The organism is Promicromonospora thailandica (genome assembly GCF_024171955.1).
GTDB lineage: Bacteria > Actinomycetota > Actinomycetes > Actinomycetales > Cellulomonadaceae > Promicromonospora > Promicromonospora thailandica.
Window position 1 is genome coordinate 21523 of record NZ_JAMTCS010000012.1, and the last position, 12489, is coordinate 34011.

Here is a 12489-nt window from a genome sequence, read left to right on the forward strand (position 1 = left end):
GCGGCCCGCCGGTGCACGGTTTTATCCCGCCCGCTGCCGCTACCGTGACCGCATGACGAAGAGGTCACGCGCCGCGACCGCCCGGGCCACCGACCCGGCGGCGGTCGTCGCCCGGCTCACGCTCGACCAGAAGGCCCGGCTCGTGTCCGGGGCCTCGTTCTGGTCCACCGCCGAGGCCCCCGGCGTGCCGCCCGTCTACCTCGCCGACGGGCCGCACGGCGTGCGCCGCCTCGCACCCGACGTCGGCGGCGTCGACGGCGCCCTGCCCGCCACCTGCTTCCCGCCCGCCGTGGCGCTGGGCAGCACCTTCGACGTCGACCTCGTCGCCCGCGTCGGACAGGCGGTCGGGGCGGAGGCCCGCCGGCGCGCCGTCGACGTCGTGCTCGGCCCCGGTGTCAACATCAAGCGCACCCCCCTGTGCGGGCGCAACTTCGAGTACGTCGCCGAGGACCCGCTGCTCGCCGGCGAGATCGGTGCCGCCCTCGTCCGGGGGATCCAGCGCACCGGCGTCGGCGCGTGCGTCAAGCACTTCGCCGCGAACAACCAGGAGACCGAGCGCATGCGCGTCTCCGCCGACGTCGACGAACGCACCCTGCGCGAGACCTACCTGCGCGCCTTCCAGCGCGTGGTGACGACGGCACGGCCCGCCACCCTCATGACCTCCTACAACCGCGTCAACGGCACCCACCCCGGCGAGGACCGCCGCCTCACCACCGAGGTGCTCCGCGACGAGTGGGGCTTCGACGGGCTCGTCGTGTCCGACTGGGGCGCCGTGCACGACCGGCTCGCGGGCCTGCGGGCGGGCCTCGACCTGGAGATGCCGGGCGCGGGCGAGGCCCGCGTCCGGGAGATCGTCGCGGCCGTCCGGTCGGGCGCCCTCGACCCCGCCGACGTCGACCGCTCGGCCACCCGCGTGGTCACCCTGGCGCTCGCGGCGCAGGCCGCCCGCGACCGGGACGGCGGGGACCGGCCGACGGACGGCGCGCCCGGAACCTGGCACGACGACGCGCACCACGCGCTGGCCCGCGAGGCCGCGAGCCGCGCGATCGTGCTGCTCAAGAACGACGGCGGGCTGCTGCCCCTGTCCCCGCGCACGCGCCTCGCCGTGATCGGCGAGCTCGCCCGCACGCCCCGCTACCAGGGTGCGGGCTCGTCCCAGGTGGTGCCGACCCTGGTCGAGGACGCGCTCACCGCGATCCGCGACTCGGCGGCCGACGTCGTGTTCGCCCCCGGGTACACGGCGGAGCCCCGCGACGCGCGGCGCGGCGCAGGCCGGCGGGGCGGCCGGAAGGGCGCGGCGGCGCTCGCCGACGAGGCCGTCGCCGCAGCGCGGGACGCGGGCGTCGTGCTCTTCTTCGCGGGCCTGCCCCGGGCCGCCGAGGCCGAGGGGCGCGACCGCGAGCACATCGAGCTCCCGGTGGACCAGCTCGACCTGCTCGACCGGGTGCTGGCGGTCAACCCGCGCGTCGTCGTGGTGCTGTCGAACGGTTCGGTGGTGCGACTGTCCGGGTTCGCCGACCGGGTGCCCGCGATCGTCGAGGGCTGGCTGCTCGGGCAGGCCGGTGGTGCGGCGACGGTCGACGTGCTGTTCGGCCGCGTCAACCCCTCCGGGCGGCTGGCCGAGACCGTCCCGCTGCGGCTCGAGGACACCCCCGCCTGGACGAGCTCTCCCGGGGCCGGCCTGCACGTCACCTACGGCGAGGGGATCTTCGTGGGCTACCGCTGGTACGACGCACGGGACCTGACCGTGCAGTACCCCTTCGGCCACGGGCTGTCGTACACGACGTTCGCCTACGCGGGCCTGGCGGTCGGCCGCCCGGCGGACGGCGAGGCGCTCGACGTGCGCGTCACGGTCACCAACACCGGCGGTGTGGCCGGGCGCGAGGTGGTGCAGTGCTACGTGTCGCTGCCGGGTTCCGCGGTCCCACGGGCGCCGCGCGCGCTGGCGGCGTTCGCCGTGGTCGACCTGGCGCCGGGGGAGTCGCGGGAGGTCGCGCTGACGGTGGACCGGGCCGACCTCGCGTACTGGGACGTACGCGCCGGCCGGTGGCTCGTGGAGGGCGGCACCTACCGCGTCGAGGTCGGGGCGTCGAGCCGCGACCTGCGCGTGGCGGCCGAGACCGAAGTGCGCGGGGACGCCGTCGTGCTCCCGCTCACCCCGGGGTCGTCGGTGGGGGAGGCGATGGCGCACCCGGTCGTGGGCGGCACGGTCAGGGCGCTGCTGCGCGCGGCCCGGCTCTCCCCGGACGTCCTGGTCATGCTCACGGCGATGCCGCTGGAACGCCTGCCCTACCAGCCGGGCTCGGGGGTGACCCAGCGCCGGCTCCGCCGGCTGCTGGCCCTGGCGAACGGCCCGCTCAGCCGGCTCGCTTCTGGAGGGCGGCCTCGGCGCCCGAGGGGCGGAAGCCCAGCGCCACGTTGATGGACAGCATGTGGGCGTTCTCCTCCGCGTTGAACGTGTGCACGCGCTCGGTCCGCGGATGCCGGGTGGCGAGCTCGCGCAGGTTGACCGCCTTGACCAGCATGCCCAGCCGGTGACCGCGGTGCGTGCTGAGCACGATGGTCTCCTCCTGGAACACGAACGCCGGCCGGCCGTCCTGCAGCAGGAACGAGGTGCCGCCCACGACCTCGCCGGACGGCACGTGCTCCACCAGGGTGGTCAGCAGGCGCTGGCCGCTGTCGGCCCGGTCCCGGAGGTAGACGCGCACGCGCTCGGCGTCCCACGTCTCCTCGCCGAAGTCGAGCGCGCCCTGCGGCACGTCGGTGGACATCCGGGTCATGAGGCGGGCGTACCCCGCGTGCCACGCCTCCGGCAGCTCCTCCCACGTGTGGGTCACGTAGTCGGCGCCGGCCGCAGCCCGGGCGTCCGCCTCGAACGCGGCGAGGGCCTCCGGGGCCACCGGCAGGTCGAGGCGCGACATGCGCTCCACCTGCTCGAGCGTGTACCCGCGGCCGAGGGCGAACCGGGCCCCGCCGGCGTCCGCCGGGAGCCGGCCCGCTCCGGTGGCGGGCACGAGCGCGTCCTCGTCGTCGGCGGCCTCGCGGGGCGAGAGCGACCAGCCGAAGAGCGTGGTGCGGCCGGCGGCGGTGGCCGCCTGCTCCGCCCGCTCCGCCAGCGCGGTGCCGACGCCGTGCCGCCGGTGGTCCGGGTGCACGCCCACGTAGACGTCGGCGGTGTGGGTGTTGTGGTCGCGCGGCATCGCGAGGAAGGCGTAGCCGATCACGTCGTCGGCGGCCGGCGCGGCGCCGTCCGCCCGGTCGCGGACCGCGACGAACCGCCGCTTGTCCGCGTACTCCTGGTGCAGCATGCCGCTGACGAGCTGTGCCACGGGGCGGGCGAGGTCGTCGTACCCGAGGTTCGCGGTCTCGACGGCGCTGTCGACGGCCGCCATGCCGTGGTACGCCCAGGCGTCGGGATGGTCGACGGCGGGGACCGCCTCCACCTCGAGGATGCGCCACGTCGTCGGCCCTGGCGCGTAGCCGGTCGGGGAGGTCATGCGACCAGGGTGCCCCCGTCCGCCGTCGGGCGGCGAGAGAATTACGGCGCGGCCGGCGGGGCCGTGCTCGCGCGCTCGACGAGCCGGGTGGGCAGGCGGGTGTGCCGGCCGGCCCGCTCGTCGGACTCCAGCATGGACAGGACCATGCGCAGCGCCTCGGCGCCCATCTCGTGCAGCGACTGCGCGATGGTGGTCAGCGGCGGCGTGGAGGCGGCGGCCTCCGGGACGTCGTCGAAGCCGATGACCGAGAGGTCCTCCGGGACGCGCAGGCCGAGCTCCTGGGCCACCTGGATCACGTGGATCGCCGACAGGTCGTTCGCGGCGAAGACGGCGGTGGGCCGGTCGGGGCGTTCCAGCAGGTCGTGGGTCGGACGGTCGGACCGGTCCGGCCGGTACCCGCCCTCCAGCACGAGGCTCGGGTCGGGCGTGAGGCCCGCGGCCTCCATCGCCTCCCGGAAGCCGAGCTCGCGCAGGCGGGCCGACTCCAGGTCGGCGCGCCCGCCCAGGTAGCCGATGCGCGTGTGGCCCAGGCCGATGAGGTGCTCCGTGGCCATCCGGGCGCCGCCGAGGTTGTCGGAGTCGACGGTGGCGGGGCCGGTGGGCCCGGTGTGCGGGTCGATGGCGACGACGGGCACGCCGTCGTGCTCCGGGAGGGCGAGCGTGGGGGTGACGATGACGACGCCGTCGATCAGGGTGCCCGCCAGCCGGGACAGCGAGCGGCGCTCCCAGCCCACGTGGTCGGTGCGCCCCGCGTCGCCGCAGTAGGCGAGCAGCTCGTAGCCGGTGCCGTTGATCGCCGCCGAGATGCCCTTGAGCAGCTCGGTGCTGAACGGCTCGAACTCGGCCACCAGCACGCCGATCACGTTGGTCTGCCGGCGGCGCAGGCTGCGCGCCACGAGCGACGACTCGTAGCCGAGCTCGGCGACGACGCCGAGCACGCGCTCGGCGGTGGCGGCCGCGACGCCGTACCGGCCGTTGACCACCTTGGACACCGTGGCCACGGACACGCCCGCGACGCGCGCGACGTCGGTGATGGTGGCGCGGCCGGTCGCGCCCGCCTGCGCGGTGGGCGCCTCCGGGATCTCGGGGCCGCCCGTCACGCCGTCACCCGGTCCGGCGGTGGACCCGGGTGAGCTCGTACCACTGTGCACGGAAGAGACAGTACATCCGGGCAACCGGGACGGCCGTCAGCCGATCTGTTTCGAAATCGATATCGAAACCGTTTGACTTGACCATGACCATCCTGTCACTCTCCTGATGTGACGGACTCCTGGTCCGTCACCCGGCAGGCTCCTGCCGACCGTCGATGACGACCTACAAGGGGTTCCACAATGATGAGGAAGACGCGGGCCGCGGGCGCGATCGCCCTGGGTGCCACCGTTGCCCTGCTGGCCGCGGGCTGTTCCGGCGGCAGCGAAGGAGGGGATGGCGGCGACGTCACCATGACCTTCTGGCACAACTCCACCACCGGGCCGGGCAAGGCGTACTGGGAGGACACGGTCGCCGCCTTCGAGGAGGCCAACCCCGGTGTGACGATCGAGGTGCAGTCCATCCAGAACGAGGACATGGACGGCAAGCTGCAGACCGCCCTGAACTCGGGCGACGCACCGGACATCTTCATGGCGCGCGGCGGCGGCAAGCTGGCCGACGTCGTCGAGGCCGGGCAGATCATGGACCTCACCGACACCGTCGACGAGGCCACCAAGGAGAACGTCGGCGCGGGCTTCGACGCCTTCACGGTCGACGGCAAGATCTACGGCATGCCGACCGCGGTGCTCCCGGGCGGCATCTTCTACAGCCAGGACCTCTTCGACGAGGCCGGCATCACCGAGACGCCCACCACCATCGACGAGCTCGACGACGCCGTGGCGGACCTCAAGGCGGCGGACATCTCGCCGATCGCCCTGGGCGGCAAGGACGCGTGGCCCGCCGCGCACTGGTACTACTTCTTCGCGCTGCGCGAGTGCTCGCAGGAGACGCTGGAGTCGGCTGCCGCCTCCCGCAGCTTCGACGACCCGTGCTGGCTGGCCGCCGGTGAGAAGCTGCAGGCCCTCGCCGAGACCGAGCCGTTCCAGAAGGGCTACCTCACCGCGACGGCCCAGCAGGGCGCCGGCTCCTCGGCCGGTCTCATCGCGAACCACAAGGCCGCCATGGAGCTCATGGGTGCGTGGAACCCGGGCGTCATCGCCGGTCTGACCCCCGACGAGAAGCCGCTCGAGGACCTCAACTGGTTCCCGTTCCCGGACACCGGTGACGGCCAGGGCGACCCGGCCGCGTTCATGGGCGGCGTCGACGGCTACTCCTGCTTCGTCGAGGCCCCGCCGGAGTGCGCCGAGTTCCTGAACTTCTTCATGCAGAAGGAGCACCAGGAGGCCTATGCCGAGGCCTTCGTGACGCTGCCCGCCAGCAAGGAGGCGCAGGGCGTCGTGACCGAGCCCGCGCTGAAGTCCATCCTCGAGGCCTACAACGAGGCCCCGTACGTGTCCGTCTGGCTGGACACCCTCTACGGCCAGAACGTGGGCAACGCGCTCAACGCCGGCGTCGTGGAGATGCTGGCCGGCGACGGTACCCCGCAGACCATCGTCGACGCCGTGAACGCCGCGGCCGCAATGGAGTAACGAGCCAGATGACTCAGTCCCTGGGCGAGAACTCAGCAACCCGGACGGCCTCGCCTGAGGGTCCCACGGTGGCCGGGGGCGGCGTGCAGACGTCGTCCCCGGCCGCCAGGCCGCGGCGAGGCAAGCGAACCGACTGGCGCAAGACGTTCGAGATCACCGTGCTCTCGACGCCCGCCATCGTCGTGTTCCTCGCGTTCGTCATCTTTCCCGTCTTCATGGCGGCCTACTACGGGTTCTTCAAGTGGAAGGGCTACGGGCCGCCGACGGAGTTCGTCGGGATCGACAACTACCTGACCATCTTCCAGGACACCGCCTTCCACGAGGCGCTCCTGCACAACGGCTACATCGTCGTGCTGTCCCTGATCCTGCAGGGGCCGGCCGCCGTGGCGCTCGCGCTCCTGCTGAACCAGAAGATCCGCGGGCGCTCGATCATCCGCGTCCTGATCTTCGTGCCGTACGTGATCTCCGAGGTCATCGTCGGTACCGGCTGGAGCCTGATGCTGCAGAGCGCCGGCGCGGTGAACGACCTGCTGGAGCGGATCGGCCTCGGGTTCCTGGCCGTCGACTGGCTGTCCGATCCCAAGATCGCGCTCTGGTCGCTGATGATCATCATCAGCTGGAAGTACATCGGCTTCGCCGTGATCCTGTTCCTCGCGGGCCTGCAGAGCATCCCCGAGGAGCTGTCCGAGGCGGCCGCGATCGACGGTGCGTCCTACTGGCAGATCCAGCGGACCATCACGCTGCCGCTGCTCGGCCCGACGCTCCGCATCTGGGCGTTCCTGTCGATCATCGGCTCGCTCCAGCTGTTCGACCTGGTCTACATCATCTGGGGTCAGTACATCTCGGCGACCGCGGGCACGTCGACGATGGCGACCTACATGGTCCTGAACGGGCGCCTCGCCGGGAACTTCGGGTACGGCAACGCCGTCGCCGTCGTGCTCTTCGTCATCTCGCTCGTCATCGCGCTGGTCTACCAGCGGTACGTGCTGCGCCGGGACACCGAGGGCGCGCTCACGGAAAGGAAGAAGTGATGGCGACGCTCCTCGAAGCTCCCACGAAGTCCCCGCAGACGCTGCGCCGGGCGCCGAAGGTCGCCTGGGGGAGCCCGATGACCTACGTCGTCGCGTTCCTGTTCGTCGGCATCTGCATCGCCCCCGTGCTCTACATCATCCTCGGCGGGTTCCGTACCAACGCGCAGATCACCAACAGCCCGTCGGGCCTGCCCAGCCCGTGGGTGATCGACAACTACGTCAGCGTGCTCGTGAGCGACGTGTTCTGGCGTCAGGTCGCCAACTCGGCGGTCGCCGGGGTCCTGACCACCGTCGGCGTGGTGGCCCTCGGGCTCATGGTGAGCTTCGTGCTGGCGCGCTACGACTTCAAGCTCAACGGGGCCATGTACTCGCTGTTCGCGGCGGGCCTCATGTTCCCCATGACGGTGGCGATCACCCCGCTGTACATCCTGATCCGCGACCTGGGTCTGATGAACACGATCGGAGGCATCGTCCTGCCGCAGATCGCGTTCGCGCTGCCGACCACGATCATCATCCTGGTGCCGTTCCTGCGTGCCATCCCCAAGGAGATCGAGGAAGCGGCATCCATCGACGGCGCGAGCCGCATCGGGTTCTTCTTCCGGATGGTCGTGCCGCTGTCGCTCCCCGGTGTCATCACGGTCGGCATCCTGGCGTTCGTCGCCTCGTGGAACTCGTACATGCTGCCGCTGTTCATCCTCAACGACGAGATGTCGTACACCCTGCCGCTGGGTGTGCAGGCGTTCGCCTCGCAGTACTCGGTCGACACCGCGCGGGTGCTGGCCTTCACTTCGTTGTCGATGATCCCCGCGCTCATCTTCTTCTCGTTGTTCGAGCGCCGGATCGTCGGTGGCCTGACCGGGGCCGTCAAGGGCTGATCCCGTCGTGGCCCGGCCCGGCCCGGGCCACGACTCACACATGGCCGTACCGGCGCGCCGCGCCGGAGAAGCAGGTAGGAAGGAAATCGATGACGGAGCTGCCGGTGGCGCTTCGGGCCACGCCCGAGGTGTCGGAGCGCGTGCGTGAGCTGCACGCCCAGATGACCCTCGAGGAGAAGCTCGCACAACTCGTCGGGTACTGGCTGGACCAGGGCGGCAACGTCGTGGCGCCGATGCAGGGCGAGATGGCCGCTGACCAGGGTTCGACGACCCTCCCGGAGATCACGAGGAACGGCCTGGGCCACTACACCCGCGTGTACGGCACGCGGCCCGTGGACCCGGCCGAGCGCGCCGCGTGGCTCTGGGCCGAGCAACGCCGGATCAAGCGGGAGACCCGCCTCGGCATCCCGGCGTTGGTCCACGAGGAGGTCCTGACCGGTCTGGCGGCCTGGAAGGCGGCCACCTTCCCGACGCCGCTCGCCTGGGGAGCGTCGTTCGACCCCGGGCTGGTCGAGGAGATGGGCCGGCTCATCGGCGACTCGATGCGTGAGCTGGGCGTGCACCAGGGGCTGGCCCCGGTGCTCGACGTCGTCCGCGACCCGCGCTGGGGCCGGGTCGACGAGTGCATCGGTGAGGACCCCTACCTGGTCGGCACCGTCGGCACGTCGTACGTGCGCGGCATGCAGAGCGCCGGCGTGCACGCCACGCTCAAGCACTTCGTGGCCTACTCCGGGTCCAAGGCGGGGCGCAACCACGCCCCGGTCAGCGCGGGCCCGCGCGAGATCGCCGACGTCTACCTGCCGCCGTTCGAGATGGCGGTCGTCGACGGCGGGGTGCGCTCCGTCATGGCCTCCTACAACGACGTCGACGGCGTGCCGATGCACTCGTCGGCCGAGTACCTCACCGGCGTGCTCCGCGAGCAGTGGGGCTTCGAGGGCGTGGTGGTCGCCGACTACTTCGGCGTCGCCTTCCTCGACGTCATGCACTCGATCGCCGCCGACCGGGGCGCGGCCGCTGCCGCCGCCCTGGAGGCCGGGGTGGACATCGAGCTCCCGTCCGGGGACGCCTACCTCGAACCGCTCGCGGTGCTCGTCAAGGACGGCGTGGTACCGATCGAGGTGGTCGACCGCGCCGTGCTCCGCGCGCTGCGGCAGAAGGAGGAGCTGGGTCTGCTCGACCCGGAGGTGTACGAGGACGAGCCGCCCGCCGTGGTGGACCTGGACTCGCCCGCCCACCGCGACGTCGCCCGCCGCCTGGCCGAGGAGTCGGTGGTGCTGCTCACGAACGACGGCGTGCTGCCGCTGGGCGCCTGGCACGACAAGCCGGCCCGGGTCGCTGTGATCGGGCCCAACGCCGACCGGTCCGAGGCCCTGATGGGGTGCTACTCGTTCGCCAACCACGTGCTCGCCCACCACCCGGGCGTGCCTGCGGGCTTCGAGATCCCGTCCGTGGCCGAGGCCCTGGGCGTCGAGTTCGAGCGGGCCGGCCTGCCGGCACCCGAGCTGACGTTCGCGCGCGGCTGCGACGTCGAGGGTGACGACACGTCCGGGTTCGCCGAGGCCGTCGCCGCCACCGAGGCGGCCGACGTCGCGATCGTCGTCGTGGGCGACCAGGCGGGCCTGTTCGGCCGCGGCACCGTGGGCGAGGGCAACGACAGCGAGTCGCTCGACCTGCCGGGTGTACAGCGCCAGCTGGTGGAGGCCGTGCTCGCCACCGGTCGGCCCGTCGTCATGGTGCTCCTCACCGGCCGCCCCTACGCGATCGACTGGGCGCTCGACGGCGCACCGGGCGTCGCCCGGCCCGGAGCCGTGCTCCAGTCGTTCTTCCCCGGTGAGGAGGGTGGCTCCGCCGTGGCCGGGGTGATCTCCGGCCGGGTGAACCCGTCCGGTCGTCTGCCGGTGTCGCTGCCGCGGTCGGCGGGGGCGCAGCCGTACTCGTACCTGCACCCGGTCCTCGGCGGGGCGTCCGAGGTGACGGCGACCGACTCGACGCCGGTGCGTCCCTTCGGGTTCGGTCTGTCGTACACGACGTTCGCGCACGAGCTCGCCTCGGTGGACCCCTCGGTCGAGGCGGGCGGCACGTTCCGTGCCGTGGTCACCGTGACGAACACGGGCGCGGTCGCGGGTTCCGACGTCGTGCAGCTCTACGGGCACGACGTCGTGGGCTCGGTGGCGCGTCCCGTGGCGCAGCTGCTCGGGTACCACCGCGTGGCGCTGGAGCCCGGGGAGTCGGCGACCCTCACGTTCGAGGTCCCGACGACGCGGTTCGCGTTCACCGACCGGAGCATGACGCGCGTCGTCGAACCGGGCGACGTCGAGGTGTGGGTCGGTGCGCACGCGGCAGACAGCGTTGTCAGAGTGGTGGCGGAAGGAATCGCCGACCTGGACGAGCCCAACGACTCGCCCGAGGCCGCCGCCCTGGAGCCCACGGCCCGGCAGCTCGTCGCCATCACGGGCGCGACGCACGAGGTCACGACGGCGGACGCGCGGTGGGTCGGCGTGACGGTCGCGCGGTGACGCTGGTCCACAACCCGATCCTGCCGGGGTGCTACCCCGACCCGACGATCTGTCGGGTCGGGGCGGACCACTACCTCGTCACGTCGACGTTCGAGTACTTCCCGGGCCTGCCGGTGTTCCACAGCCGGGACCTGGCCCACTGGGAGCAGATCGGGCACGCGCTCGACCGGCCGGGGCAGCTCGACATGCGGGGCATCGCGTCGTCAGGCGGACTGTACGCGCCGACGCTGCGGCATCACGACGGGGTGTTCTGGCTGGTCTGCACGCTGGTGGACCAGCAGGACAGCTCGCGCGGCGGCAACTTCGTGATCACCGCGACCGACCCGGCAGGCCCGTGGTCCGACCCGGTCTGGCTCGACGAGGACGGCATCGACCCGTCGCTGTTCTTCGACGACGACGGCCGCGTCTGGCTGCACGGCACCCGGCTCGCCCGCGAACCCGAGTGGCACGACCAGACCGAGGTCTGGCTGCGCGAGCTCGACCCGGCGACCATGCGGCTGACCGGACCCGAGCACGTGATCTGGCGGGGCGCCGTGCTGGGCGCGGTGTGGGCCGAGGGACCGCACCTGTACCGCGTGGACGGCCGGTACTACCTGCTCGCTGCGGAGGGCGGCACCGACTTCCACCACGCGGTCTCCGTGGCCCGCGCCGACACGGTGACCGGCCCGTACGTGGGCAGCAAGGGCAACCCTGTGCTGACCCACCGGCACCTGGGGCGGGACGTGGACGTCGTCGGCGTGGGTCACGCCGACCTGGTGCAGACCGCGGACGGCGCCTGGTGGGCCGTGCTGCTGGCCATGCGGCCCTACGGCGGTTACCACTACAACCTGGGCCGGGAGACGTTCCTGGTGCCGGTGACGTGGGAGGACGGGTGGCCCGTCTTCGCGCCCGGGCAGGGCCGCGTGCCGGCGGTGGTGGAGGTGCCGGACGGTCTGCCGGAGCGCGAGGCCGGGACGACCTGGCCGCCGGCGGGGCCCGTGCTCCCCGGCGACCTGCGCTGGACCGGCCTGCGCGGCCCCGCCGACTTCGCCGAGCCGCACGGTGACGGCTGGCTGCTGCGCCTGCGCCCGGAGAACCTCACGGACGCCGCGACGCCCGCGTTCCTGGGCGTCCGCCAGCAGCACCAGGACGTCACGGTGCGTGCCACGCTGCGGTTCGACCCGGCCGGCCCGCACGAGCAGGCGGGCCTGGCGGTGCGCCAGTCCGAGAAGGACCACGTGCTCCTGGTCGTGGCGGGTGCCGACGAGCCCGGCGGGCGCCGGGTCCGTGCCGTGCACCGCAGGTCCGGGGCCGACAGCGTGCTCGGTGAGCGACCGCTCCCGCGGGGGACCGGCCCGGTGACCCTGGCGGTGCGGGCCCGCGGGCAGGAGTACGGCCTGCTGGTGGCCACCGGTGACGACCCGCCGGAGCTCGTCGCCGTCGTCGACGGGCGCACGCTGGACAGCGTCTCGGCGGGCGGTTTCCTGGGCCTGTGGATCGGCGTGCTCGCCACGAGCAACGGCGTACCGACCGGGTCGGTCGCCACGGTGGACCGGCTCGTGTACGAGCCCTCCGTCTGACGGCGGCGTGATGGCAGGATGGCGTCGTGCGGATCGACGTCTGGTTGTGGGCCGTGCGGCTGACCAAGAGCAGGTCCGTCGCCGCCGAGCTGTGCCGCGGCGGCCGGGTGCGGATCAACGACAAGGTGGCCAAGCCGTCGTCGTCCGTGGCGGTGGGTGACCGGGTGACCTGGCGCGACCCGCTGCGGGACCGCGTGATCGAGGTGGTCGAGCTGCTGCCCAAGCGCGTGGGTGCGCCGATCGCGGCCACGGCCTACCTCGACCACAGCCCCGCGCTGCCCACGCGCGTGGAGCGGGAGGCGGTCGGCCTGCGCGACCGGGGGACCGGGCGGCCGACCAAGCGGGAGCGGCGCGAGATCGACCGCCTGCGCGGCCGGCGGGACGGCTGAGAAA

At 72.8% G+C, this 12489-nt stretch carries 9 protein-coding genes; 7 read left to right on the forward strand and 2 right to left on the reverse strand.

The genetic code is table 11. From position 1 onward, the window contains the following. Positions 1-52: 52 nt before the first annotated feature. The gene (locus tag APR03_RS18485; protein WP_253837963.1) at positions 53-2422 is read left to right on the forward strand and encodes a glycoside hydrolase family 3 C-terminal domain-containing protein; all 2370 of its coding nucleotides are present in this window, start codon (positions 53-55) and stop codon (positions 2420-2422) included. On the opposite strand, the gene APR03_RS18490 is transcribed toward APR03_RS18485, so the two are convergent. Both APR03_RS18490 and APR03_RS18495 read right to left on the reverse strand, forming a co-directional pair. Continuing rightward, positions 2358-3497 (reverse strand): GNAT family N-acetyltransferase, encoded by a 1140-nt coding sequence (locus APR03_RS18490; protein WP_253837965.1) that lies wholly within the window; start codon positions 3495-3497, stop codon positions 2358-2360. The genes APR03_RS18485 and APR03_RS18490 overlap by 65 nt on opposite strands. A 41-nt stretch (positions 3498-3538) precedes the next feature. Then, complete coding sequence (locus APR03_RS18495; protein WP_253837967.1) at positions 3539-4648, reverse strand: LacI family DNA-binding transcriptional regulator; 1110 nt, start codon at positions 4646-4648, stop codon at positions 3539-3541. A gap of 180 nt (positions 4649-4828) precedes the next feature. Here APR03_RS18495 and APR03_RS18500 point away from each other — a divergent pair, with 180 nt between their 5' ends. The 6 genes from APR03_RS18500 to APR03_RS18525 all read left to right on the forward strand — a co-directional run bounded on the left by APR03_RS18500 (position 4829) and on the right by APR03_RS18525 (position 12485). Next, entirely contained in the window at positions 4829-6115 is a 1287-nt protein-coding gene (locus APR03_RS18500) for an extracellular solute-binding protein (RefSeq protein ID WP_253837969.1), read from the forward strand. Positions 6116-6123: 8 nt separating this feature from the next. After that, complete coding sequence (locus APR03_RS18505; protein WP_253837971.1) at positions 6124-7146, forward strand: carbohydrate ABC transporter permease; 1023 nt, start codon at positions 6124-6126, stop codon at positions 7144-7146. Beyond that, positions 7146-8021, forward strand: coding sequence for a carbohydrate ABC transporter permease (locus APR03_RS18510; protein ID WP_253837974.1), 876 nt, complete (start codon positions 7146-7148; stop codon positions 8019-8021). The genes APR03_RS18505 and APR03_RS18510 overlap by 1 nt, the downstream gene beginning before the upstream one ends. 89 nt (positions 8022-8110) lie before the next feature. After that, positions 8111-10537: a beta-xylosidase/alpha-l-arabinosidase gene (locus tag APR03_RS18515; RefSeq protein WP_253837975.1), complete on the forward strand. Its 2427-nt coding sequence runs from the start codon at positions 8111-8113 to the stop codon at positions 10535-10537. Beyond that, the gene (locus APR03_RS18520) at positions 10534-12096 is read left to right on the forward strand and encodes a glycoside hydrolase family 43 protein (RefSeq protein ID WP_253837977.1); all 1563 of its coding nucleotides are present in this window, start codon (positions 10534-10536) and stop codon (positions 12094-12096) included. The genes APR03_RS18515 and APR03_RS18520 overlap by 4 nt, the downstream gene beginning before the upstream one ends. Before the next feature lie 26 nt (positions 12097-12122). Next, positions 12123-12485: an RNA-binding S4 domain-containing protein gene (locus APR03_RS18525; RefSeq protein WP_253837979.1), complete on the forward strand. Its 363-nt coding sequence runs from the start codon at positions 12123-12125 to the stop codon at positions 12483-12485. Positions 12486-12489 lie beyond the last annotated feature (4 nt).

Coding starts and splice junctions, on each gene's coding strand:
- APR03_RS18505 (WP_253837971.1), top strand. CDS start 6,124: ATGACTCAGTCCCTGGGCGAGAACTCAGCAACCCGGACGGCCTCGCCT.
- APR03_RS18490 (WP_253837965.1), bottom strand. CDS start 3,497: ATGACCTCCCCGACCGGCTACGCGCCAGGGCCGACGACGTGGCGCATC.
- APR03_RS18510 (WP_253837974.1), top strand. CDS start 7,146: ATGGCGACGCTCCTCGAAGCTCCCACGAAGTCCCCGCAGACGCTGCGC.
- APR03_RS18500 (WP_253837969.1), top strand. CDS start 4,829: ATGATGAGGAAGACGCGGGCCGCGGGCGCGATCGCCCTGGGTGCCACC.
- APR03_RS18485 (WP_253837963.1), top strand. CDS start 53: ATGACGAAGAGGTCACGCGCCGCGACCGCCCGGGCCACCGACCCGGCG.
- APR03_RS18515 (WP_253837975.1), top strand. CDS start 8,111: ATGACGGAGCTGCCGGTGGCGCTTCGGGCCACGCCCGAGGTGTCGGAG.